This window comes from Enterobacter cloacae complex sp., assembly GCF_900322725.1.
Classification (GTDB): domain Bacteria; phylum Pseudomonadota; class Gammaproteobacteria; order Enterobacterales; family Enterobacteriaceae; genus Enterobacter; species Enterobacter quasihormaechei.
Map to the genome: position 1 here is coordinate 3,444,397 of NZ_LT991957.1, position 23,437 is coordinate 3,467,833.

19 protein-coding genes are annotated in these 23,437 nt (G+C 56.1%); 6 read left to right on the top strand and 13 right to left on the bottom strand.

Annotated features, from left to right (window positions below):
- The first annotated feature begins 237 nt into the window (after nt 1-237).
- The 4 genes from nagE (at nt 238) to chiQ (ending at nt 6,242) form a co-directional block, all read left to right on the top strand.
- Nucleotides 238-2,187, top strand: a complete 1,950-nt coding sequence (gene nagE, locus DBR02_RS16985; RefSeq protein ID WP_107534926.1) for a PTS N-acetyl glucosamine transporter subunit IIABC — start codon at nt 238-240, stop codon at nt 2,185-2,187.
- Nucleotides 2,188-2,356: 169 nt separating this feature from the next.
- The gene (gene glnS, locus DBR02_RS16990) at nt 2,357-4,024 is read left to right on the top strand and encodes a glutamine--tRNA ligase (RefSeq protein ID WP_063866092.1); all 1,668 of its coding nucleotides are present in this window, start codon (nt 2,357-2,359) and stop codon (nt 4,022-4,024) included.
- A 446-nt stretch (nt 4,025-4,470) separates the two neighbouring features.
- The gene (gene chiP / locus DBR02_RS16995) at nt 4,471-5,868 is read left to right on the top strand and encodes a chitoporin ChiP (RefSeq protein ID WP_107534927.1); all 1,398 of its coding nucleotides are present in this window, start codon (nt 4,471-4,473) and stop codon (nt 5,866-5,868) included.
- A gap of 47 nt (nt 5,869-5,915) precedes the next feature.
- On the top strand, nt 5,916-6,242 hold the full coding sequence (gene chiQ, locus DBR02_RS17000; RefSeq protein WP_107535662.1) for a ChiQ/YbfN family lipoprotein: 327 nt from the start codon (nt 5,916-5,918) through the stop codon (nt 6,240-6,242).
- A gap of 92 nt (nt 6,243-6,334) precedes the next feature.
- Here the strand turns inward: chiQ and fur are convergent, their stop codons facing one another.
- From fur to ybfF, 4 genes are all read right to left on the bottom strand, one after another.
- Complete coding sequence (gene fur, locus DBR02_RS17005) at nt 6,335-6,781, bottom strand: ferric iron uptake transcriptional regulator (protein WP_003858655.1); 447 nt, start codon at nt 6,779-6,781, stop codon at nt 6,335-6,337.
- Nucleotides 6,782-7,072: 291 nt separating this feature from the next.
- Nucleotides 7,073-7,603, bottom strand: a complete 531-nt coding sequence (fldA, locus tag DBR02_RS17015; protein WP_107534928.1) for a flavodoxin FldA — start codon at nt 7,601-7,603, stop codon at nt 7,073-7,075.
- Nucleotides 7,604-7,758: 155 nt separating this feature from the next.
- Complete coding sequence (gene ybfE, locus DBR02_RS17020; RefSeq protein WP_063866095.1) at nt 7,759-8,046, bottom strand: LexA regulated protein; 288 nt, start codon at nt 8,044-8,046, stop codon at nt 7,759-7,761.
- Nucleotides 8,047-8,174: 128 nt separating this feature from the next.
- Nucleotides 8,175-8,948 carry an esterase gene (ybfF, locus tag DBR02_RS17025; RefSeq protein WP_063866096.1) on the bottom strand — a complete coding sequence of 258 codons (774 nt, stop codon included), beginning with the start codon at nt 8,946-8,948 and terminating at the stop codon, nt 8,175-8,177.
- Between the two features lie 183 nt (nt 8,949-9,131).
- Between ybfF and seqA the strand changes: the two genes are divergently transcribed.
- Both seqA and pgm read left to right on the top strand, forming a co-directional pair.
- The gene (seqA, locus tag DBR02_RS17030) at nt 9,132-9,677 is read left to right on the top strand and encodes a replication initiation negative regulator SeqA (RefSeq protein WP_063449359.1); all 546 of its coding nucleotides are present in this window, start codon (nt 9,132-9,134) and stop codon (nt 9,675-9,677) included.
- A 24-nt stretch (nt 9,678-9,701) separates the two neighbouring features.
- A complete protein-coding gene (gene pgm, locus DBR02_RS17035; RefSeq protein ID WP_063449358.1) occupies nt 9,702-11,342 on the top strand; it encodes a phosphoglucomutase (alpha-D-glucose-1,6-bisphosphate-dependent) in 1,641 nt (546 codons plus the stop codon).
- Nucleotides 11,343-11,432: 90 nt separating this feature from the next.
- Here the strand turns inward: pgm and potE are convergent, their stop codons facing one another.
- The 9 genes from potE to kdpF all read right to left on the bottom strand — a co-directional run bounded on the left by potE (nt 11,433) and on the right by kdpF (nt 23,363).
- Nucleotides 11,433-12,746 carry a putrescine-ornithine antiporter gene (gene potE / locus DBR02_RS17040; RefSeq protein WP_006809601.1) on the bottom strand — a complete coding sequence of 438 codons (1,314 nt, stop codon included), beginning with the start codon at nt 12,744-12,746 and terminating at the stop codon, nt 11,433-11,435.
- Nucleotides 12,743-14,941 (bottom strand): ornithine decarboxylase SpeF, encoded by a 2,199-nt coding sequence (speF, locus tag DBR02_RS17045; RefSeq protein WP_107534929.1) that lies wholly within the window; start codon nt 14,939-14,941, stop codon nt 12,743-12,745. Before speF ends, potE begins: the two co-directional genes overlap by 4 nt.
- A gap of 254 nt (nt 14,942-15,195) precedes the next feature.
- On the bottom strand, nt 15,196-15,300 hold the full coding sequence (speFL, locus tag DBR02_RS17050) for a leader peptide SpeFL (protein ID WP_003858645.1): 105 nt from the start codon (nt 15,298-15,300) through the stop codon (nt 15,196-15,198).
- A 278-nt stretch (nt 15,301-15,578) separates the two neighbouring features.
- The gene (gene kdpE, locus DBR02_RS17055) at nt 15,579-16,256 is read right to left on the bottom strand and encodes a two-component system response regulator KdpE (RefSeq protein WP_063866098.1); all 678 of its coding nucleotides are present in this window, start codon (nt 16,254-16,256) and stop codon (nt 15,579-15,581) included.
- Nucleotides 16,253-18,940, bottom strand: coding sequence for a two-component system sensor histidine kinase KdpD (kdpD, locus tag DBR02_RS17060; protein ID WP_107534930.1), 2,688 nt, complete (start codon nt 18,938-18,940; stop codon nt 16,253-16,255). Before kdpD ends, kdpE begins: the two co-directional genes overlap by 4 nt.
- Nucleotides 18,941-19,516 (bottom strand): potassium-transporting ATPase subunit KdpC, encoded by a 576-nt coding sequence (kdpC, locus tag DBR02_RS17065; RefSeq protein WP_064910823.1) that lies wholly within the window; start codon nt 19,514-19,516, stop codon nt 18,941-18,943. It abuts the gene before it with no gap.
- An 11-nt stretch (nt 19,517-19,527) separates the two neighbouring features.
- Complete coding sequence (gene kdpB / locus DBR02_RS17070) at nt 19,528-21,576, bottom strand: potassium-transporting ATPase subunit KdpB (RefSeq protein WP_107534931.1); 2,049 nt, start codon at nt 21,574-21,576, stop codon at nt 19,528-19,530.
- An 18-nt stretch (nt 21,577-21,594) separates the two neighbouring features.
- Entirely contained in the window at nt 21,595-23,274 is a 1,680-nt protein-coding gene (kdpA, locus tag DBR02_RS17075) for a potassium-transporting ATPase subunit KdpA (protein ID WP_107534932.1), read from the bottom strand.
- Nucleotides 23,274-23,363 (bottom strand): K(+)-transporting ATPase subunit F, encoded by a 90-nt coding sequence (gene kdpF / locus DBR02_RS17080; RefSeq protein WP_080473261.1) that lies wholly within the window; start codon nt 23,361-23,363, stop codon nt 23,274-23,276. Before kdpF ends, kdpA begins: the two co-directional genes overlap by 1 nt.
- Between the last annotated feature and the right edge of the window lie 74 nt (nt 23,364-23,437).

Here is a 23,437-nt window from a genome sequence, read left to right on the forward strand (position 1 = left end):
TCCGTCTTGATTTTTTGAATGATAAAATAAGTTTTCGTCGTTAGCCAGTGAAAGGGAGGGTTTAATACGATATTTGGTGACAATAATCACAAAAAATAGGTGTTTAATTTGCGATACGAATTAATTTTTCACACACTCACACTGCCAGTGAATCATCAACTGTATCTATCGTTCGTGACACAATAAAAACATAGTTTATGCGCGAGTCTTAACAATGGGTCTCGTAGGGGGAATAGGATGAATATTTTAGGTTTTTTCCAGCGCCTCGGTAGGGCTTTGCAGCTCCCTATCGCCGTGCTACCGGTTGCAGCGTTGCTGCTGCGATTCGGGCAACCCGATCTTCTTAACGTGCCGTTTATTGCCCAGGCAGGCGGCGCTATTTTTGACAACCTTGCGCTGATCTTCGCCATCGGCGTGGCGTCAAGCTGGTCAAAAGACAGCGCCGGTGCTGCGGCACTGGCAGGGGCGGTAGGTTACTTCATCCTCACGAAAGCGATGGTAACCATCAACCCGGAAATCAACATGGGTGTACTGGCGGGTATCATTACCGGTCTGGTCGGTGGCGCCGTGTACAACCGCTGGGCAGGTATCAAACTGCCTGACTTCCTGAGCTTCTTCGGCGGTAAACGTTTTGTGCCGATTGCGACGGGCTTTTTCTGTCTGATCCTGGCAGCCATCTTTGGCTACGTCTGGCCACCGGTGCAGCACGCTATCCATGCGGGCGGCGAGTGGATCGTCTCTGCGGGCGCAATGGGTGCGGGCATCTTCGGTTTCATTAACCGTCTGCTGATCCCAACCGGTCTGCATCAGGTACTGAACACCATCGCCTGGTTCCAGATTGGTGAGTTCACCAACGCGGCCGGCGCGGTATTCCACGGTGATATCAACCGCTTCTACGCAGGCGATGGCACTGCGGGCATGTTCATGTCCGGCTTCTTCCCAATCATGATGTTTGGTCTGCCTGGCGCTGCGCTGGCAATGTACCTGGCTGCGCCAAAAGCGCGTCGCCCGATGGTGGGCGGTATGCTGCTGTCCGTTGCAGTAACGGCTTTCCTGACCGGCGTGACCGAGCCGCTCGAATTCCTGTTCATGTTCCTGGCGCCGCTGCTGTACCTCATGCACGCCATCCTGACCGGCATCAGCCTGTTCGTTGCTACTCTTCTGGGCATCCATGCTGGCTTCTCCTTCTCCGCAGGCGCCATCGACTACGTGCTGATGTACAACCTGCCGGCGGCAAGCAGCAACGTCTGGATGCTGGTGGTGATGGGCCTGATCTTCTTCGTTATCTACTTCGTTCTGTTCAGCGCGGTTATTCGCATGTTTAACCTGAAAACGCCGGGCCGCGAAGACACGAAAGAAGATGTGGTAACCAGTGAAGCCAACAGTAATACCGAAGAAGGTTTAACCCAGCTGGCAACCAGCTACATTGCCGCTGTAGGCGGTACCGATAACCTGAAAGCGATTGATGCCTGTATTACCCGTCTGCGTCTGACCGTGGGCGACTCTGCGCGCGTAAGCGATGCAATGTGTAAACGCCTGGGCGCATCTGGCGTGGTGAAGCTGAACAAACAAACCATCCAGGTTATCGTGGGTGCGAAAGCCGAATCTATCGGCGATGAAATGAAAAAAGTGGTTGCCCGTGGCCCGGTTGCTGCCGCCTCAGCGGACAGCGCGCCAGTGGCCGACGCTCCGGCTGCGAAGCCGCAGGCTGTGCCAAATGCGGTGACCATCGCTGCGCTGGTTTCTCCGGTGACGGGTGACGTGGTTGCGCTTGAGCAGGTGCCTGACGAAGCGTTCGCCAGCAAAGCCGTAGGCGACGGCGTGGCCGTGAAGCCAACGGATAAAACCGTGGTCTCTCCGGCAGCCGGCACCATCGTGAAAATCTTCAACACCAACCACGCGTTCTGCCTGGAAACTGAGAAAGGCGCGGAGATCGTTGTCCATATGGGTATCGATACCGTTGCGCTGAACGGTCAGGGCTTTACTCGCCTGGTAGAAGAGGGTGCCGAAGTGGTGGCAGGTCAGCCGATCCTGGAAATGGATCTGGACTTCCTGAACGCCAACGCGCGCTCCATGATAAGCCCTGTGGTGTGCAGCAACATCGACGACTTTAGCGGTCTGGTACTCCAGGCGCAGGGTCAGGTAGTTGCGGGCCAGACGCCACTGTATGAGATTAAAGGCAAGTAATCGCTCCTGAGTAGAGTTATGCCTTTAGCGGCGGGGGAAATCCTCCGCCGCTTTTTTTTGCAGCAAATGCCCCCATTATTTTCTTCTGGAACGTTTTAAGGGTTGTCACTACGTCCGGCTTATAAGATCATATGCCGTTATACGTTGTTTACGCTTTGAGGAATCCACGATGAGTGAGGCAGAAGCCCGCCCGAGTAACTTTATTCGTCAGATCATCGATGAAGATCTGGCCAGTGGTAAGCACACCACGGTGCACACGCGTTTCCCGCCGGAGCCAAACGGCTACCTGCACATTGGTCACGCTAAATCGATCTGCCTGAACTTTGGTATCGCGCAAGACTACCAGGGGCAGTGCAACCTGCGTTTCGATGACACCAACCCGGTTAAAGAAGACATCGAATACGTTGAGTCGATTAAAAACGACGTACAATGGCTGGGCTTCAACTGGTCTGGCGATATCTGCTACTCCTCAGACTATTTCGATCAGCTGTATGCCTATGCGGTTGAACTGATCAACAAAGGTCTGGCTTACGTTGACGAGCTGTCTGCTGACGAAATCCGTGAATACCGCGGTACGCTGACTCAGCCCGGCAAAAACAGCCCGTTCCGCGATCGCAGCGTGGAAGAGAACCTGGCGCTGTTTGAAAAAATGCGTGCCGGCGGCTTCGAAGAAGGCAAAGCGTGCCTGCGTGCCAAAATCGACATGGCGTCTCCGTTCATCGTGATGCGCGACCCGGTGCTGTACCGCATTAAGTTCGCTGAACACCACCAGACCGGTAACAAGTGGTGCATCTACCCGATGTACGACTTCACCCACTGCATCAGCGATGCGCTGGAAGGTATTACGCACTCGCTGTGTACGCTGGAGTTCCAGGACAACCGTCGTCTGTACGACTGGGTGCTGGATAACATCACCATTCCTGTGCATCCGCGTCAGTACGAGTTCTCTCGTCTGAACCTGGAATACACCGTGATGTCCAAGCGTAAGCTCAACCTGCTGGTCACCGACAAGCACGTTGAAGGCTGGGACGACCCACGCATGCCGACCATTTCTGGCCTGCGTCGTCGTGGCTACACCTCCGCGTCCATTCGTGAGTTCTGCAAACGTATCGGCGTCACCAAGCAGGACAACACCATTGAGATGGCCTCACTGGAATCCTGCATCCGTGAAGATCTGAACGAAAACGCGCCGCGCGCGATGGCGGTGATCGACCCGGTTAAGCTGGTTATCGAAAACTATCCGCAGGGCGAAAGCGAGCTGGTCTCTATGCCTAACCATCCGAACAAACCGGAAATGGGCACCCGCGACGTGCCGTTCAGCGGTGAAATCTGGATCGATCGTGCTGACTTCCGTGAAGAAGCGAACAAGCAGTACAAGCGTCTGGTGATGGGTAAAGAAGTGCGTCTGCGTAACGCCTATGTCATCAAAGCCGAGCGCGTAGAAAAAGATGCGGAAGGTAACATCACGACCATCTTCTGTACGTACGACGCAGAGACGCTGAGCAAAGATCCGGCGGATGGCCGTAAAGTGAAAGGCGTAATCCACTGGGTGAGCGCCCAGCACGCGCTGCCTGTTGAGATCCGCCTGTACGATCGCCTGTTCAGCGTGCCGAATCCAGGTGCGGCGGAAGACTTCCTCGCAACCATCAACCCGGAATCGCTGGTCATTAAGCAAGGCTATGCTGAGCCGTCCCTGAAGGCCGCTGAGGCCGGCAAGGCGTTCCAGTTTGAGCGTGAAGGTTACTTCTGCCTGGACAGCCGCTACAGCACGGCAGAAAAACCGGTATTTAACCGTACCGTGGGTCTGCGTGATACCTGGACTAAGATCGGCGAATAATAACGCTGCTCTGGTCAATGAGAAACAAACGCCGCGTAATGCGGCGTTTTTTTATTTAACGATCATATCGTTAAGCGCAGGCGAAATTATTATAAGCCATCAGAACGGGTCAATGAGGTGCTACTTATTTTTCTAAAAAAAGTTTGTTTATTTACGAAAAACGGAAAGGGATAAAAATAGATAAATATTAATGGCGTTACTTACTGAAAATCCACCGGTTCCCCGCCAGCACTCGGCTCCTGCTAATTGTTACAAATCACTACGAAATATGTGCTCTTCGTCATAATCCTGACTTTTGCCTGATTAAAAGCATTGATAATTCGCGCCGCGAAAAATAACCTAAAGACGGTAGTTAATTCGAGGGTATTTCTGACTACCCCTGACCTTTTGGTCTTTTCTGTTTTTCGCCGTTTAAGGCGTTTTAATTCGTCAAAGAGGAATAATCTATGCGTACGTTCAGTGGCAAACGTAGTGCGCTGGCGCTGGCTATCGCCGGTGTGACAGCAATGTCGGGCCTGGTGATTGCGCCAGAGGCAAAAGCAGCAGGCTTCATTGAAGATTCCACCCTCACGGGCGGTATTTATTACTGGCAGCGTGAGCGTGACCGTAAAGACGTCACTGAAAATAAATACAAAACCAACCTTTCTCACTCGACCTGGAACGCCAACCTGGATTTCCAGTCGGGATATGCCGCCGATATGTTCGGGATTGATATTGCTGCTTTCACCGCAATTGAAATGGCCGAAAATGGCGACAGCGGCCACCCGAACGAAATTGCGTTCTCCTCCAGCAATAAAGCCTACGACGAAGACTGGTCCGGCGATAAAAGCGGTATCAGCCTCTATAAAGCGGCGGCAAAATTCAAATATGGTCCGGTCTGGGCGCGCGGGGGGTATATCCAGCCAACAGGACAAACGCTGTTAGCGCCGCACTGGAGCTTTATGCCAGGTACCTATCAGGGGGCGGAAGCCGGCGCTAATTTTGACTACGGCGATGCGGGGGCGTTGAGCTTCTCCTATATGTGGACCAACGAGTACAAAGCGCCGTGGCACATTGAGATGGACAAGTTCTACCAGAACGATAAAAAAACCAAAGTCGAGTATCTCCACTCTCTTGGCGCGAAGTATGACTTTAAAAACGATCTGGTGCTGGAAGCGGCGTTCGGTCAGGCTGAAGGCTATATCGATCAGTACTTTGCTAAGGCCAGCTATAAATTTGATATCGCAGGTAGCCCGCTGAGTACCAGCTATCAGTTCTACGGCACGCGCGATAAGGTCAGCGATGGCAGCGTAAATGATATCTATGACGGTACCGCATGGTTGCAGGCGCTGACCTTCGGCTACAAGGTCGGCCAGGTTGATTTACGCCTGGAAGGGACGTGGGTTAAGGCCGAAGGGCAGCAGGGTTACTTCCTGCAACGTATGACGCCTACCTACGCCTCCTCTAACGGTCGTCTGGATATCTGGTGGGATAACCGCTCTGACTTTAACGCCGACGGCGAAAAGGCGGTCTTCTTCGGCGCAATGTATGACCTGAAAAACTGGAACCTGCCCGGATGGGCAGTGGGAGCATCCTACGCGTACGCCTGGGATGCGAAGCCCGGGGATATGGCAACGCCAGACGCGTACTACGATCCAAACTACCGTCTGAAAGAGTCTTCATACAGCCTGGATGCGATTTACACCCTTCAGGAGGGCCGTGCGAAAGGCACGATGTTCAAACTGCACTTCACCCAGTATGACAACCACTCCGATATCCCGAGCTACGCGGGCGGCTACGGCAACATCTTCCAGGATGAACGTGACGTGAAATTCATGGTCATTGCGCCATTTACCATCTTCTGATGAATGCTGCGGCGGGCGGTGTCCCGCCGTTATGGAGACTGAACATGATGAATAAAAGGGTAATCGTTGCGTTGCTGGCCTTCGGGCTGGTGGCATGCGTGCAGGATCAGGCGCCGAAAGAGGACTCCCGTCTGAAAGAGGCCTACAGCGCGTGCATCAATACCGCACAGGGTTCTCCTGAGAAGATTGAGGCCTGTCAAAGCGTGCTGAACGTGCTGAAAAAAGACAAAGCCCATGAGCAATTCGCCACGCAGGAAAACGTTCGCGTGATGGATTACCAGGCCTGCATTCAGGCGCGTAAAACCGGTAACGATCAGGAAGTGGCGAAGCGTTGCGATAAGATCTGGAACGAGATACGCAATAACAATAAATAAGTTGCTTTACGCCCGGTGGCGCAGTGTCACCGGGCTTTTTTCAGGCAAAAAAAAAGCCAACCTCACGGCTGGCTCAGAGTATGAACACTCACTTATTTTGCGTCGTGCGCATGTTCATTTTCGCGGCAATCCCCTTCAGCGCAGTGACCATACAGGTACAGGCTGTGGTTAGTCAGGCGGATGCCATGACGGGCGGCGATTTCACGCTGGCGTGATTCAATGGAATCATCGCTAAATTCAATGACCTTGCCACAGTCGAGGCAGATCAGGTGATCGTGGTGGTGCTGCTGAGTCAGTTCGAACACGGACTTGCCGCCTTCGAAATTATGACGAGTAACAATGCCCGCGTCGTCAAACTGGTTCAGCACACGATAGACGGTTGCCAGCCCAATCTCTTCACCCATATCGATAAGACGCTTGTAAAGGTCTTCCGCACTGACATGGTGATTGTCTGGCCCCTGAAGCACTTCAAGGATTTTTAACCGAGGAAGCGTTACTTTCAGGCCAGCTTTCTTTAATGCGGTATTGTTGTCAGTCATGCGGAATCTGTCCTGTTGCTAAACGATTCACTTCAAAAGAAGAAGTGACAGAAAATGCACTTGGGATAATGCGTCTCATTATAGAACTGCCATGCCTAAATGAAAACTGCAAGTCTCAAGCAAAGTATGCTTATAAAAACGTGGTATCACCAATAAACTTGTTCGATGGCACCCACTTTTTACCAGGGGGATATTGTACAGGTCTGAGCGAAAAAGTTAAAAGTTTGTAGCAATTAATTTAATCGGTTTTACCTGGAAAACGGGCGCAACCGGAGCTGCGCCGCAGGGATATCAGGCGTTAAGGATATCGTCCAAGTTCAACTCTTCGCGAACCTGCTTAACCCATTTCTCTACGCGCTCAGCGGTCAGCTCTGGCTGGCGGTCTTCGTCAATGGCCAGGCCAACGAAGTGCTCGTCATCTGCCAGACCTTTAGAAGCCTCGAAGTGATAGCCCGCCGTTGGCCAGTGACCGACGATCGCCGCGCCGCGTGGCTCAATGATGTCGCGAATGGTGCCCAGCGCATCACAGAAATACTCCGCATAATCTTCCTGATCGCCGCAGCCGAACAGGGCAACCAGCTTGCCGTTGAAGTCAACTTCTTCCAGCGTCGGGAAGAAATCGTCCCAGTCACACTGGGCTTCACCGTAGTACCAGGTCGGGATGCCCAGCAGCAGGATGTCATAGCCCTCGAGATCTTCTTTGCTGCTCTTGGCGATGTCATGCACATCAGCAACGTCTTTACCGAGCTGTTTTTGAATGTTTTTTGCGATATTTTCAGTATTGCCGGTATCACTGCCAAAGAAAATGCCGATGATTGCCATGAGTAAAATAACCTCTTGAAACTTAATGGTATGGTGGCGCAAATTGTCCACGGATAAGGGCAATAATAGCAGAACAGACAACCCTGCGGAAACAGCTATCACGCAGGACTGCACTCTGTGCTACATGAAAAAGGTAATATTGAGGATTTTCTGACTCACGCCTTGCCGCGTAACGTCTCAAGCTGGGCGATCAGCATCTCTTCGATCAGTTCGCTGCGGCTTATGTTGCGCGCGTCAGCTAACGCGTTAAGCGCATCGACGGCATCGGCATTCAGCTTCAGTTCGACACGCTTAAGCCCACGATTTTTATCGCGTTTAAGCTGGTTGCGTTTATTGATACGCAGCTGTTCATCGCGCGAAAGCGGATTCGTTTTCGGTCGTCCCGGTCGACGCTCATTCGCGAACAGATCTAGTGTCGTACGGTCCGTTTGTTCTTTGGCCATGATTCTGAGACTTCGGGGGATACACGCCGCCCTGCTAATGCCCGGGCGATAAGCGCGCCATCATACATCACCCAAATCCACACGCCAACGACTGGAAGCCCGTCGTCTTCCGGTCGCTGGCTTTTTAATCAATTCGCGGTATCAGTGAGATAGCGGCGAATGGCGCGCAGGACGGCGTCAGGTTTTTCTGCATGTACCCAGTGCCCGGCACCGGCAATGACGTGAGCGCGTGCCTGCGGGAATTGCGCCAGCAGCGCGTCACGGTACGCATCAGTAACGTAAGGAGAGTTGCCGCCACGAATGAAGAGGGTAGGGTGCGGCCAGGCGGGGACGGTTTCCCAGCCCACAATATGCGAATACTGATCCCACAGGACCGGAACGTTAAAGCGCCATTGTCCGTCGACAAATGATTTCAGCAGAAACTGCACCACGCCTTCTTCATCGAGATGCTCGCGCATAACGGCAGCCGCCTGCTGGCGTGTGGAGACGCCTGACGCCGTCACGGCGTTGATGGCAGCGAAAATCTCATCGTGACGGCGAACGTCGTAATTGACGGGCGCAACGTCAATGACCACCAGCCCGGAAATCCGCTCGGGGGCCAGCGCGGTGAGCGCCATCACCGCTTTACCGCCCATTGAATGCCCGATGAGCGTCGCTTTCTGAATATTATTCGCATCGAGTGTATCAAGCAGATCCTGCGCCATGGCCGCGTAGGTCATCGTTTCCGAGCGCCCGGAAAGACCGTGATTTCGCATGTCAACCTGAAGGATCTCATGATCGGTCACTAAATCGCGCGCCAGCACGCCCAGGTTATCCAGGCTACCAAACAGGCCGTGAACCAGTACGATGGGAGAATTATTGTTCGGCGATTGTGCAGTTTGCGCTCGGGTATTCAATTTCATGGCAAAGTTCTTTTTTTAGGTTTGTCAGGTTAGGGTATCATGTTGACCATTCTGCCGCCCGGGGGCAAGGATCCAGTTTAATCTGACTTTTGCCGCCAACCTGGTTTGACGCTATCCGCTGTTGGGATTTGAACCTATAATCTCAACGACTTGTATTCAGATAAGATATCGCACTGGATTAAGATGAAAACAATCGAAGTTGATGACGAACTCTATCAGTATATTGCCAGCCAGACGCGGCATATTGGGGAGAGCGCGTCCGACATTTTACGGCGCATGCTTAAAATTTCCGCCGCCTCACAGCCCACTCCCGTCACTAAAGATGTCGTGTCTCAGCCGAGCGTTGTTGCACAGGTAAAACCTGCCGTCATGCCGGCAAAAGACAAAGTGCGCGCGATGCGTGAACTGCTGCTGTCCGACGAATATGCCGAGCAGAAAAAGGCGGTTAACCGCTTTATGCTGGTGCTGTCTACACTTTACTCACTGGATCACAATGCCTTTGCTGAAGCGACAGAGTCGCTGCACGGCCGCACCCGCGTTTACTTCGCAGGTGACGAGCAGACGCTGCTGCAAAATGGCAATCAAACCAAGCCCAAACATGTTCCCGGTACGCCATACTGGGTGATCACGAATACCAATACGGGCCGCAAGTGCAGCATGATCGAACATATCATGCAATCCATGCAGTTCCCGGCGGAATTGATCGAAAAGGTTTGCGGTACAATTTAACCCTTGCATCAGAAGGACCAGGCAATGGCAAATCACAGCCGTGCAGGACAACCTGCACAACAACGCGATTTGATTAACGTCGCTCAACTGACCGCGCAGTACTACGTGCTGAAGCCGGTCGTGGGCAACGCAGAACACGCAGTGAAGTTTGGTACATCTGGCCACCGCGGCAGCGCGGCGCGCCACAGCTTTAACGAACCGCACATTCTGGCCATTGCTCAGGCCATCGCGGAAGAGCGAGCGAAAAATGGCGTCACCGGTCCGTGCTATGTTGGGAAAGATACTCACGCCCTGTCTGAACCTGCTTTTATCTCCGTGCTGGAAGTGCTGGCGGCAAACGGCGTAGACGTGATTGTTCAGGAGAACAACGGTTTCACGCCAACGCCTGCGGTGTCTAACGCTATTCTGGTACACAACAAAAAAGGGGGCGCGCAGGCTGACGGCATTGTGATCACCCCGTCCCACAACCCACCGGAAGATGGTGGCATCAAGTACAACCCACCTAACGGTGGCCCGGCAGATACCAACGTCACGAAAGTGGTGGAAGATCGCGCCAACGCATTGCTGGCAAATGGCCTGAACGGCGTGAAGCGTATCTCGCTGGATGAAGCCATGGCCTCCGGTCATGTGAAAGAGCAGGATCTGGTGCAGCCGTTTGTGGAAGGGCTGGCGGATATCGTCGATATGGCCGCGATCCAGAAAGCTGGCCTGAAGCTGGGCGTGGATCCGCTGGGCGGTTCCGGTATCGAATACTGGAAACGCATTGCCGAGCATTACAAGCTGGATCTGACCATCGTGAACGATCACGTCGATCAGACGTTCCGCTTTATGCACCTGGATAAAGACGGCGCGATCCGCATGGACTGCTCCTCCGAATGCGCAATGGCTGGCCTGCTGGCGCTGCGTGACAAGTTCGACCTGGCCTTTGCCAACGACCCGGACTATGACCGTCACGGTATCGTTACCCCGGCAGGGCTGATGAACCCGAACCACTATCTGGCCGTTGCTATCAACTACCTGTTCCAGCACCGTCCGCAGTGGGGCAAAGAGGTGGCGGTTGGTAAAACGCTGGTCTCTTCCGCCATGATTGACCGCGTGGTCGACGCACTGGGCCGTAAGCTGGTGGAAGTGCCGGTGGGCTTCAAGTGGTTTGTTGACGGCCTGCACGACGGCAGCTTTGGCTTTGGCGGTGAAGAGAGCGCGGGTGCGTCCTTCCTGCGCTTTGACGGTACCCCATGGTCAACCGATAAAGACGGCATCATCATGTGTTTGCTGGCGGCGGAAATCACCGCGGTTACCGGTAAGAACCCGCAGGAACATTACAACGAGCTGGCGGAACGTTTTGGCGCGCCGAGCTATAACCGTATTCAGGCGGGCGCCACGTCTGCGCAAAAAGCAGCCCTGTCAAAACTGTCTCCGGAAATGGTCAGCGCCAGCACGCTGGCAGGTGACCCGATCACCGCGCGTCTGACGGCGGCTCCGGGCAACGGTGCGGCCATCGGCGGCCTGAAGGTGATGACCGAAAACGGCTGGTTCGCGGCGCGTCCATCCGGTACGGAAGATGCGTACAAAATCTATTGCGAAAGCTTCCTCGGCGCTGAGCACCGTCAGCAGATTGAGAAAGAAGCGGTAGAGATTGTCAGCGAAGTGCTGAAAAACGCGTAAGTGCGGTTTGTGTGCCGGGCGGCACTGCGTTTGCCCGGCCTACAACAGCGATCGTAGGCCCGGTAAGCGCTAGCGCCACCGGGCTTTTTTTTAACTATGCTTGTTCTTCAGTTCAAACCGTGGTGAGACCAGACCGTACAGCGTCCAGCCCATAAAGGTCACCATCGCGCCATACAGCATTGCTTCCTGGCCGGACGAGTAGAGCGCATAGAAGCTATAAATTGCGCCAATCAGCGCCACGATATTGGCCGCCCGGGCTTTGCGCGGATCCACCTTCGCCACCTTCTGAATAATCACCAGCGCCGCCATCGACAGAATGTACGGAATGATGTTCGTCACCACCGCCAGGTTGACCAGCACGTTAAACTGGCTGTTCAGCGACGGGCTGATGGTCATGAGCGACAAACCGCTCTGGAAAATCACAATCGCCAGCATGCCCTGTACCGGCGCATCCGCTTTGGTGACGCGGGAGAAGATTTTCGGGAAATACCCTTCGTCAGCTGAAGATTTAAACACCTGAGCGATGGTGAACTGCCAGCCCAGCAGCGAGCCGCAGCAGGACATCACCATCAGCCCCATAATGACTTTCCCCACCTCCGGCGTAAACATCTGCGCAAACGCCAGTCCGAACGGTGCCGTGGAGTTAGCCAGATCCATGTTGGGCACAATCCCCGCAATCACGTTGGTCGAAATGATGTAGATCACCGCCGCGCCCAGCGTTCCGCCGAGAACCGCGATGGGTACGTTCTTCTCCGGGTTTTCCACCACTTCAGCATTCGCACAGGCCGATTCCAGACCGAGGAAAGCCCACAGCGTCATGGCGATGGACGAGCCCACGGCGGTGAAGAACGGCACGTGGTGCGGGTTCCAGGAGTTGGCGTACAACGTCGGGCTAAACCAGAACCAGCCGATGATGCACAGACCGACCACCGGGATGATCACGCCCCAGACGGTAATGCTGCTGAGTTGTCCGGTGATGCGCGCGCCGCCAAAGTTGGCGACGGTACAGATCCACAGCACGCCGATGGTTGCCAGCCCAATCTGCACCGGGGTCAGCGTCGCGCCAAACAGCTCCGTGCCGTAACCGACAGCGGAAATGGCAATCGCCACGTTAGCGATCAGCAGCGACACGCCGTAGGTGTAGTTCGCCATAAAGTTACCGGACTTACCGAACGCATATTCGGCATAGCCCCCCATCCCGCCTGACTTGCGGCTGAACATTCCGCACTTGGCAAACGCCCACGCCAGCGCCATCGAGCCCACGGCGGTCACGAGCCAGGAGATAATCGAAATGGTCCCCACCTCAGCAAGCTTGGTAGGCAGCATGATGATCCCGGAACCCATCATGTTCACCATGGTGAGAATAGTGAGTTGCACTACGCCCATCTTGTTGGCCTTACTCATAATTTTTCTCCTTTCAGCAGCGCTGGCTGAGCGGCAGGTTGTTTGATGACGTAGCAGCGCACCTCTTTGCGCCCGTCACGCTCCTCGATGTAAACCCCCTGTAACTCCGGCGCAAAGCCCGGCAGCAGGTTGATCCCGTCTTCCAGCGCGGCAAAGTAGCGCAGCACGGAACCGCCCCAGACTTCACCCGGCACCACGCACAGCACCCCCGGTGGGTAAGGCAGCGCACCTTCGGCGGCGATACGGCCTTGTGCATCGCGCAGGGAGACCAGTTCGACCTCACCGCGCAGGTACGCGTAGTTCGCCTCCTGCGGGTTCATCATGACGCGCGGGAAGTGAGACTTACGGAACATCTCTTTTTGCAGTTGTTTCACATTGTGGCGGGCATAAAGTTCATGCATCTCCTGACAAATCTGGCGCAGGGTGTAATTCGCGTAACGATCCGGATGTTGTTTACAGAGAGAGGGCAGAACCTCTTTTAGCGGCGCATCGCTCTGGAGCAGTTTTTCGAAGCGCACCAGCTGGGCGACGAGCTGCTGCAATTTGCCCATGTCCTCCGCCGGGGTGAGCAGGAAGAGAATGGAGTTGAGGTCGCATTTTTCCGGCACGATGCCGTTTTCACGCAGGAAGTTGGCAAGGATGGTGGCGGGCACGCCAAAATCATCGTACTCACCGGTACGGGCGTTGATGCCCGGCGTGGTCAGCAGCAGCTTGCACGGATCGATAAAATACTGATGCTCGGCATATCCCTCGAATGCGTGCCAGCGTTCGCCCGGGACGAAATGGAAGAAGCGCAGATCGGTGGCGATTTCCGCCGTATCCCAGCTTTCCCACGGACGGCCGTCCACCGTCTCCGGCACAAATGGGCGAATAAACTGACAGTTCTGAAGGATCAGTTTTCGCGCGTCGATACCCGTCACGACGCAGTCCATCCACATGTTGCGCCCACTTTGCCCCTCGTGCATGCGGGCGTTGATATCCAGGGCGGCAAACAGCGGATAAAACGGGCTGGTGGAGGCGTGCATCATGAAGGCGTTGTTGAGTCGCTTATGCGGGACATAGCGCGGCTGGCCTTTGATATGGCTGTCCTTCTTATGGATTTGCGAGGTTTGCGAGAAACCCGCCTGCTGCTTATGCACCGACTGGGTAACCAGTATGCCCGGATCGTTTTCGTTCAGCTCCAGCAGCAGCGGCGAGCAGTCGGCCATCATGGGGATAAACTGCTCGTAACCGACCCAGGCGGAGTCAAACAGAATGTAGTCACAGAGGTGACCAATCTTATCCACCACCTGACGGGCGTTATAGATGGTGCCGTCGTAGGTGCCCAGCTGGATCACCGCCAGGCGAAACGGACGTTCATCCCGCGCGCGGCCAGGCGCGACCTCTGACACCAGCTCCCGCAGGTAGCTCTCTTCAAAACAGTGCGCGTCAATACCGCCGATAAACCCGTACGGGTTGCGCGCCGTTTCGAGATAAACCGGCGTCGCTCCTGCCTGTAACAGCCCGCCGTGGTGATTAGATTTATGGTTATTGCGATCGAACAGCACCAGATCGCCCGGCGTGAGCAGCGCATTGAGCACCACCTTGTTGGATGAGGAGGTGCCGTTCAGCACGAAGTAGGTTTTATCGGCATTAAAGACCTTTGCCGCATGCTGCTGGGCGATGCAGGGCGCGCCCTCGTGGATCAGCAGATCGCCCATTGCCACGTCGGCGTTGCACAGATCGGCGCGGAATAGCGTTTCGCCAAAGAAATCGACAAACTGATTCCCCGCCGGATGGCGACGGAAGAACTGGCCTCCCTGGTGCCCCGGGCAGTCAAACGCGCTGTTACCCTGCTGGACGTAATCGACCAGCGCGCGGAAGAACGGCGGGCGAAGCTGGGTTTCGTACTTCTGCGCCGCCGCCTCAAGCTGGCGTCCGTAGAATTCATTGCTGGTGTCAGAGTACTCAAAAACGCCGTGAATACGGGACAAATATTCAGCCGGAACCCTTTCTTCTTTATGGGTGGCAATAAACACCGGAATACCAAATCCTGTGGCGTCTATTTCTTCTATGGCGCCGGTGAAAATATCGCTGACGGCCAGCACCACGGCTGCCACATCAATATAGTCCGATGCGCTGACATCCACAATTTCACGCGACGTGGTAAAGCATTCAGGACAGGCACGGCTGACGGCAATTTTTAACGTTTTCATCTTTTTCTCTTTATTTCAGGCAATATGGGGCCCTCGACTTCTTGCAATAAAGAAATCGATTATTTCCGGAAAAAAAAGCAAAGCGTGGCCGCTGATACGAAATCAGTTAATTGCTTTTTGCTGAGTAGAATTCAGTCCGCCCGGTTGCGGAGAATCTGAATGGCAGAAAGTAAGCGCAGGTGTTCACAGGCAAGCGCCTGTAAAATAGCAAGTTTCAGGAAGACCTGTAAGCAGATGCGCCAGAAGTCGAAGGACTACCGGGCGTTGAAGAGATGAAAGTCAAAACAGTTACGGTGGGCAAACATCATGATATGTGTTGTCCGCCTTATATGGGGCATTAAACGATTATTGTTTTCCATGTTCAGTTTCCTTTCAGTAATTGAAAGCACGGTCATTTTATCCAGGGAAAAGGGATTAACTGTGAATCAGATCACCATTAACCGATCATTTCAGAAATAATTAGTCGTTTTTTATGAATAATGCAGATCAAAATGCTGTTTTGTTGGCTTGTTGTTAAATTGGTGTTTGAATTGTGTTTGGGAAGGACGAATATAGCCATGAAAATAACCTCTGCATTATTTTCATGGCATATTCAGGGGGATGGCTTTCTTTATTTAAGGTCGATTTGAATACTTATTCAGATCATAAACCGATAGCCAATACCGGTTTCTGTTAATAAATGACGCGGACGCGCGGGATCGGCTTCAAGTTTCTGGCGAAGGTGTCCCATATAAATGCGTAAATAGTGACTATGCTCAACAGCATTCGGTCCCCAGACCTGGCTTAAGAGCTGTCGCTGCGTTAGCACTTTTCCATGGTTGTTGAGCAGCACGGCCAACAGACGAAATTCGATGGGCGTGAGGTGAACCTCTTCTTCTCCCCGCACAATGCGGCGGGCAGCAAGATCGACGCGGATATCGCCAAAGGCGTACACCGGATCAGAAGGGGTTGTGGCACTGTGACGACGCAGCGCCACACGAAGCCGGGCCTGTAGCTCGCCAATGCCAAACGGTTTAATCAGATAATCATCCGCTCCGGCATCCAGCGCGGCGATTTTATCCGCCTCTTCGGTGCGGGCAGAAAGGACCAGAATCGGCATCTGGCTCCACTGACGCACTTCGCGAATAAAATCAATGCCGTCGCCATCCGGGAGCCCCAGATCCAGAATCACCAGGTCCGGCTTGCGGGTCGCGGCTTCGATTAACCCCCGTTGAAGCGTACCGGCTTCATGAACGCGCAAACCGTCGCCTTCCAGCGCGGTACGCAGAAATCGGCTGATAGCGAGCTCATCTTCAACAATCAGAACGTTAATCACATATCCTCTGGTAAATCATCAAGTTCTGGTGGAGTTTCAAGAGGAAGTGTAACACAAAAGCGTGCGCCACCTTCCGGGCGGTTCTCGGCTGAAATGGTGCCGCCATGCACGTCGACAATCGCCTGGCAGATCGCGAGCCCCAGCCCAACGCCCGGAATGGCGGATTCCTTATTGCCGCGCGCAAATTTTTCGAAAATGGCGCGCTCCTGACCCGCCGGAATACCCGGCCCGGTATCCCAGATCTCAAGCCGCAGCGTCTGCGTATCTACCCCGGCGGCGATCCCAATCTGCGCTTTTGCTCCGGCGTATTTAGCCGCGTTTTCCAGAAGATTAATCAGGACGCGCTCAAACAGCGGGCCATCAACATGTATGAGCGTCAGGGGTTCCGGCATGTTCAGCGCAATATGGCGTCCACCCAGACCCGGCTCCAGCATCTTCAGCGCGCTGCCGACAACCTCTTCAAGCGTAAGCCACTCTTTTTTGAGGTTAAAACCGCCGGACTGAATGCGCGCCATGTCCAGCAGGTTATTCACCAGGCGCGTGGTATTCAGCACGTGCTGGCGAATTTCGCTGGCCTGTACCGCATGCTTCGACCCTTCCGCCGCCAGATCCAGCGTGAGAATTTCGGACTGACCAAACAGCACGGTGAGCGGGGTGCGCAGGTCGTGGGAAAGCGCCGCCAGCAGCGAGTTGCGGATGCTTTCACGCTCGCTTGCCAGCCGCGCCTGCTCTTCGCTGGCGGTAAGCGCCAGCCGCTCAAGGGCGCTGGCGACCAGCAGGGTGAAGGTTTCCAGCAGGCGCTGCTGCTCGGGGATCATCAGCTGGCGTTGGTTAGACGGCTCCACGATGACCAGCCCGTGGTTTTTATCCGCGCTGCGCAGCGGCAGGATCTGGTAAGGCACGCCGGGCAGGGTGTCGGTTCCGGCACCGGCGGGTAACCCTTTGTCGAAGCTCCAGCGGGCAATCGCTTCATCCCACGGCGTCATGCCCGAAGGCGAGGTAAGCGGGCGAAGATGTCCGTGCTCGTCGGGGAGTAAAATCAGGTTGCTGGCATGAAACGTTGAGCGGATAAACTGCTCGCTGGTCTGAACGATATCCTGCTGCGTGCGGCCGACCGCCAGCGATTTTGACATTTCGTAAAGATGTCGCGTGCGCTGCTCGCGGTAGCGGGCAATGCGCGCCTGGTAGCGCACGCCCGCCGTCAGGTTCCCGATCACCAGCCCGACGGTAAGCATCACGGCAAAAGTCAGAATGTACTGCACGTCCGAGACGGCAAGCGTCCCGCGTGGCGCAATAAAGAACAGATCGAAGCTGACGACGTTGATCACCGTTGCCAGCACCGACGGCCAGCGGCCGTAAAAGAGGGCGACCACGACGACGCCCAGCAGATAAATCATGACCAGATTGGCGGCGTCGAAGGCGATCAGCCACTGGCTGGCAATCACCGTAATCAGGGCGCAGAGCACCACGGCCACCAGACAGCCGCGGATCTGCATGCGCCACTTATCGCCAAAGGCGCGGGCGTCCGGCGCGCGGTTGGGCAGGGGAGCGGGCCTGTCATCCAGCGCGACGATGACTAAATCGAGATCCGGCGCGCGGCGGGCCAGCCTGTCGGCGAAAGATTCCCGGCTAAACCAGCGGCGATGCTGGCGACGCCCAATGACAATCTTGCCCAGGTTGTGCTCGCGCGCGTAGCGAAGAATGGCTTTATCTTCCTGCGGATCGGAAAGGGTTGCGGTTTCCGCGCCCAGCTCCTGAGCCAGCCGCAGCGCGCTCAGAATGGCGCGGCGCTGATTCTCCGGCAGGGCGTGAAGCTGCGGCGTTTCGACGTATACCGCGTGCCACACGCTGCCAAACTTCGCCGCAAGCCGGGCGGCGGTGCGGACCAGCTTTTCATTACCGCTGCCGTGGCCAATGCATAACAGAATGGCGTCCCGCGTGTGCCAGACGCGCTCTCGCCCCTGAAGGTCTCGCCAGGCGCGCATCTGATCATCAACGCGATCGGCAGTGCGGCGCAGGGCCAGCTCGCGCAGGGCAATCAGGTTTCCCTTGCGGAAGAAATGTTCGATGGCGCGTTCGGCCTGGCCGGCAATATACACCTTGCCTTCGTGCAGGCGCTGGCGCAGATCGTCCGGCGGCAGGTCAACCAGAACAACCTCATCGGCAGAATCAAAAAACGGATCGGGGACGGTCTCCCGCACCTGAATGCCGGTGACGCCGCTCACCACGTCGTTCAGGCTTTCCAGATGCTGAACATTCACCGTGGTGAAGACGTCGATACCGGCTTCAAGCAGCTCCTCAACATCCTGCCAGCGCTTCGGATGACGCGAGCCCGGCGCGTTGCTGTGCGCCAGTTCGTCCATCAGAATGAGCGCAGGTCGGCGGGCGAGGGCGGCATCCAGATCGAACTCCGTGACCAGCCGCCCGCGATGGTTAATGCGCTGGGGCGGCTGCGTCGCCAGCCCCGTCAGCAGCGCCGCCGTCTCTTTGCGACCGTGGGTTTCGACCACGCCGATGAGAATATCAAGCCCCTGCGCCCGCAGCCGCTGGGCTTCCGTCAGCATGGCGAAGGTTTTCCCGACGCCCGCACAGGCACCGAAAAAAATTTTCAGCTTGCCGCGATGGGCTTCCGCCGTCTGTTCAAGCAGCCTGTCCGGATCCGGGCGCATGGGCTCGTCGGTCATTTAGTTTTTCCTTAGCGCGTCCAGCGCCAGATTCAGCTCAACAATGTTCACTACCGGCATGCCGATGAAGCTGACCAGCGGCTTTTGCGTGTGCTCTGCGACCAGCTTGCTCACCTGTTCGATGGGCAGCTGGCGGGCGGCGGCCACGCGCGGAATTTGCCATGCCGCCGCGTCCGGCGTCAGGCTGTAGTCCAGCCCGCTGGCCGACGCGGTGACCAGCTCAACCGGCACCTCACGGCTGGCCTGCGGATTGGCGGCGCGCAGGGCGGCAACGCGTTCAGCGATGGCTTTATCCAGTGCGGGATTGCTGCCTGCCAGATTGCTGCCGCCGGACGCCATTGGATTATACGGGCTTTCCGCAGTGGCGGAAGGGCGTCCCTGGAAGTAGCCTGCGCCCGTGAAGTTCTGCCCAATCAGGCGCGAGCCCCGGTTTTCACCGTTCTGGATAATCAGCGAGCCGTTGGCCTGGTCCTTAAACCACCACTGGCCGAGCGCCGTGGTCACCAGCGGGTAAAGCCCGCCGGTAATCAGAGACAGCAGAATAAACAACAGTATAGCGGGACGTAACATCGTCATTTGATTCACCTTTAAACCAGCCCAAACAGCGTTAATAGCACGTCGATAACCTTGATCCCGATAAAGGGCACCACCAGCCCACCCAGGCCGTAAATCCACAGGTTGCGGCGCAGCATGGCGGCGGCGGTCAGCGGCTTATAGCTCACCCCTTTCAGCGCCAGCGGGATGAGGAAGACAATGATCAGGGCGTTGAAAATCACCGCGCTCATGATGGCCGACGCCGGGGAGTGCAGGTGCATCACGTTCAGGGCGTTCAGCTGCGGATAGGTCGCCGCAAACGCCGCCGGGATAATGGCGAAATACTTCGCCACGTCGTTGGCGATGCTGAATGTGGTCAGCGAGCCGCGCGTCATCAGCATCTGTTTGCCGATGTGCACCACTTCGATCAGCTTAGTCGGGTTCGAATCGAGGTCGACCATGTTGCCCGCCTCTTTTGCTGCCTGCGTGCCGGAGTTCATCGCCACCGCCACGTCGGCCTGCGCCAGCGCCGGGGCGTCGTTAGTGCCGTCGCCCGTCATCGCCACCAGACGGCCTTCCGCCTGATACTGACGAATCAACGCCAGTTTCGCTTCCGGTGTGGCTTCGGAAAGGAAATCATCCACGCCCGCTTCGGCGGCAATGGCGGCCGCGGTGAGGCGGTTATCCCCGGTGATCATCACCGTTTTGATGCCCATCTTGCGCATCTGGGCGAAACGCTCTTTGATACCGCCTTTAACGATATCCTTCAGGGCTATCACGCCCAGCACGCTTGCTCCTTCCGCCACCACCAGAGGTGTCGCCCCCTGACGCGCCACGTTTTCAACCAGCTTGTCCACCTCAGGCGGGAAGTGGCCATTGTTTGCCTCAATATGGCGTCGAATGGCGTCAACCGACCCTTTACGGATCATCCGGTCCTGAATGTTGATCCCACTCATCCGGGTTTGCGCGGTGAACGGTACGAAGGTGGCGTGCAGGCTCTGCACGTCGCGCTGGCGCAGGTTGAAGCGCTGCTTGGCCAGGATCACGATGCTGCGGCCTTCTGGCGTTTCATCGGCCAGAGAGGAGAGTTGCGCCGCGTCGGCCAGCGTTTTTTCATCCACGCCGGGGGCGGGTAAAAATTCAGATGCCTGACGATTCCCCAGGGTGATGGTCCCGGTTTTATCCAGCAGCAGCACGCCTACGTCGCCCGCCGCTTCCACGGCGCGTCCGCTGGTGGCGATAACGTTCGCGCCCAGCATGCGGCTCATCCCCGCCACGCCAATTGCGGAAAGCAGGCCGCCGATCGTCGTGGGGATAAGGCACACCAGCAGGGCCACCAGCACGGTAACGCTGACCGCCGTACCGCCGTAGGCGGAGAACGGCCACAGGGTCGCCGTTGCCAGCAGGAAGACGAGGGTAAGCGCCACCAGCAGGATGGTCAGGGCAATTTCGTTCGGCGTTTTACGACGCTGTGCGCCTTCGACCATGGCGATCATCCGGTCGAGGAAAGTTTCGCCCGGGTTAACGCTGCACTGGATCACCAGCCAGTCGGAAAGAATGCGGGTCCCGCCCGTTACGGAGGCGAAGTCGCCGCCGGACTCGCGGATCACCGGGGCGGATTCCCCGGTGATGGCGCTTTCGTCCACCGATGCACCGCCTTCAATGACCTCCCCGTCGCAGGGGATGATGTCGCCGGCTTCCACCAGCACCACGTCACCTTTACGCAGTTCATCCGCCGGCACGTGATCCATTTCCGCGCCATATTTCGGTTCACGTAATTTGCGCGCGAAAGCGGTCTTTTTTACCCCTTTCAGGCTGTTGGCCTGCGCTTTACTGCGGCCTTCTGCCAGCGCTTCGGCGAAGTTGGCGAACAGCACGGTAAACCACAGCCACAGGCTGATGGCGCCGGTAAAGGCTGCATTGCCCGCCAGGTGGCCCGTTCCCATGGCAATCGTCAGCGCGGTAGTGAGTAAGCTCCCCATCCAGACGATAAACATCACCGGGTTGTGCCACTGCACGCGAGGGCTCAGTTTTTTTACCGCATCCATGAGGGCCTGACGAACTAAGGACGGTTCGAGCAGGGCCAGTTGTTTACGACTCATGACAAATTCTCCGCAAAATCAGCGTAAAGAGAGAGTTTCCGCAACCGGGCCTAACGCGAGGGCGGGGATAAAGGTCAGGGCGCCCACCAGCAGGACGGTGCCAATCAGCAGGCCGACGAACAGCGCGCCGTGAGTCGGTAACGTACCGGCGGTGGTCGGCTGGATTTTCTTATTCACCAGTGCTCCAGCGATTGCCATGACGGGAATAATCACGCCGAAACGACCAACGAACATGCAGAACGCCAGCAGACAGTTCCAGAACGGCGAGTTGGCGCTTAGCCCGGCAAAGGCGCTGCCGTTGTTGTTGGCGGCGGACGACACGGCATACAGTACTTCGCTAAAGCCGTGGATGCCCGGGTTAAAGATGCCGCTGCGGCCTGCCTCGGTCATCAGCGCCAGGGCGGTGCCGAGCAGCACAAGGGCGGGGGTGACCAGGATCGCCAGCGCGGTTAACTTCATCTCGCGAACGTCGATTTTTTTACCGAGATACTCCGGCGTGCGGCCAATCATCAGCCCGGCGATAAACACCGCCAGCAGAACGAACAGCAGCATGCCGTACAGCCCCGAGCCGACCCCACCGAAGACCACTTCGCCAATCTGCATCAGCCACATCGGAATCATGCCGCCGAGCGCGGTGAAAGAGTCGTGCATGGCGTTCACCGCCCCGCAGGAGGCCGCCGTGGTGACCACCGCATAAAGGCTGCTGGCAAGAACGCCGAAGCGGCTCTCTTTGCCTTCCAGGTTAATATTGCTGTTGGCCCCCAGCGGCATGAAGTGGCTGTTGCCGTTCCATTCGGCCCACATCACCAGGGCTACGCAGACCACGAAGATGAGCGTCATCGCCCACAGCAGCGTGCGGCCCTGGCGGCGATCGTTAACCACATCACCAAAGGCGAAACAGAGCGCGGTGGGGATCAGGAAGATCGCCAGCATCTGCACAAAATTGGTCAATGCCGTTGGGTTTTCAAACGGATGGGATGAATTGGCGTTGAAGAAGCCGCCGCCGTTGGTCCCCAGCATCTTGATCGCTTCCTGCGATGCAACTGGCCCCATCGGCAGAAGTCCCCCGGTTCCTTCAAGCGAGGTGTAAGGGGTATAAGGCAGCAGGTTTTGCAAGGTGCCTTGCTGAATAAAGAACAGGGCAATAAGCAGCGCAACAGGAACCAGGACCCAAAGGGTAATGCGCGTGACATCAACCCACGCGTTGCCGAGCGTGCTGACATTCTGGCGGGCAAAGGCGCGCGTCAGGGCGAAGATCACCGCGATACCGCTGGCCGCAGACAGAAAGTTTTGCACGGTTAACCCTACCATCTGGCTGAAGTAGCTGAGCGTTGTTTCACCGGCGTAAGACTGCCAGTTAGTGTTGGTCACAAAACTGACCGCCGTGTTCAGCGCCAGGTGCCAGGATAAACCGGGTAGCCGTTGCGGGTTTAACGGCAGGCTCCCCTGGAGCATGAGCATCGCAAAAAGGGCAATAAGCCCCACGATATTCAGCAGCAGTATCGCCATCAGATACTGACGCCAGTTCATTTCCTCCTCGTTTATACCTGAAACGCGCCAGAGCACATTTTCAATCGTTCTCGTGCCCGGCAATGGCGCGTTGCCGATCAGCCGCGCCAGCGCGGTTCCCAGCGGCCTGGAGAGCACAAACAGCACCAGTAAAAAGCTGGCAATAAGCAAAAACGCCTGAGCAGCCATCAGAATGCCTCCGCATTAATCAGGGCATAAATCAGATAAGCCATTAACAGGAACACCAGCACGATGCCGGCAATCAGACCTGCACTCACACTCCACCTCCGGGTGACATTTGTAATGGTGCTAACGGTAGGATTTACGGCGCAAAGATTTCGCAAAAATCGGG

What these genes read in the sequence shown, in the direction of transcription:
- kdpD (WP_107534930.1), bottom strand. Translation starts at nt 18,940, where the DNA reads ATGACCGACGAGCCCATGCGCCCGGATCCGGACAGGCTGCTTGAACAG.
- seqA (WP_063449359.1), top strand. Translation starts at nt 9,132, where the DNA reads ATGAAAACAATCGAAGTTGATGACGAACTCTATCAGTATATTGCCAGC.
- kdpA (WP_107534932.1), bottom strand. Translation starts at nt 23,274, where the DNA reads ATGGCTGCTCAGGCGTTTTTGCTTATTGCCAGCTTTTTACTGGTGCTG.
- speFL (WP_003858645.1), bottom strand. Translation starts at nt 15,300, where the DNA reads ATGGAAAACAATAATCGTTTAATGCCCCATATAAGGCGGACAACACAT.
- ybfE (WP_063866095.1), bottom strand. Translation starts at nt 8,046, where the DNA reads ATGGCCAAAGAACAAACGGACCGTACGACACTAGATCTGTTCGCGAAT.
- nagE (WP_107534926.1), top strand. Translation starts at nt 238, where the DNA reads ATGAATATTTTAGGTTTTTTCCAGCGCCTCGGTAGGGCTTTGCAGCTC.
- glnS (WP_063866092.1), top strand. Translation starts at nt 2,357, where the DNA reads ATGAGTGAGGCAGAAGCCCGCCCGAGTAACTTTATTCGTCAGATCATC.
- kdpB (WP_107534931.1), bottom strand. Translation starts at nt 21,576, where the DNA reads ATGAGTCGTAAACAACTGGCCCTGCTCGAACCGTCCTTAGTTCGTCAG.
- kdpC (WP_064910823.1), bottom strand. Translation starts at nt 19,516, where the DNA reads ATGACGATGTTACGTCCCGCTATACTGTTGTTTATTCTGCTGTCTCTG.
- pgm (WP_063449358.1), top strand. Translation starts at nt 9,702, where the DNA reads ATGGCAAATCACAGCCGTGCAGGACAACCTGCACAACAACGCGATTTG.
- speF (WP_107534929.1), bottom strand. Translation starts at nt 14,941, where the DNA reads ATGAAAACGTTAAAAATTGCCGTCAGCCGTGCCTGTCCTGAATGCTTT.
- chiQ (WP_107535662.1), top strand. Translation starts at nt 5,916, where the DNA reads ATGAATAAAAGGGTAATCGTTGCGTTGCTGGCCTTCGGGCTGGTGGCA.
- potE (WP_006809601.1), bottom strand. Translation starts at nt 12,746, where the DNA reads ATGAGTAAGGCCAACAAGATGGGCGTAGTGCAACTCACTATTCTCACC.
- fur (WP_003858655.1), bottom strand. Translation starts at nt 6,781, where the DNA reads ATGACTGACAACAATACCGCATTAAAGAAAGCTGGCCTGAAAGTAACG.
- fldA (WP_107534928.1), bottom strand. Translation starts at nt 7,603, where the DNA reads ATGGCAATCATCGGCATTTTCTTTGGCAGTGATACCGGCAATACTGAA.
- ybfF (WP_063866096.1), bottom strand. Translation starts at nt 8,948, where the DNA reads ATGAAATTGAATACCCGAGCGCAAACTGCACAATCGCCGAACAATAAT.
- chiP (WP_107534927.1), top strand. Translation starts at nt 4,471, where the DNA reads ATGCGTACGTTCAGTGGCAAACGTAGTGCGCTGGCGCTGGCTATCGCC.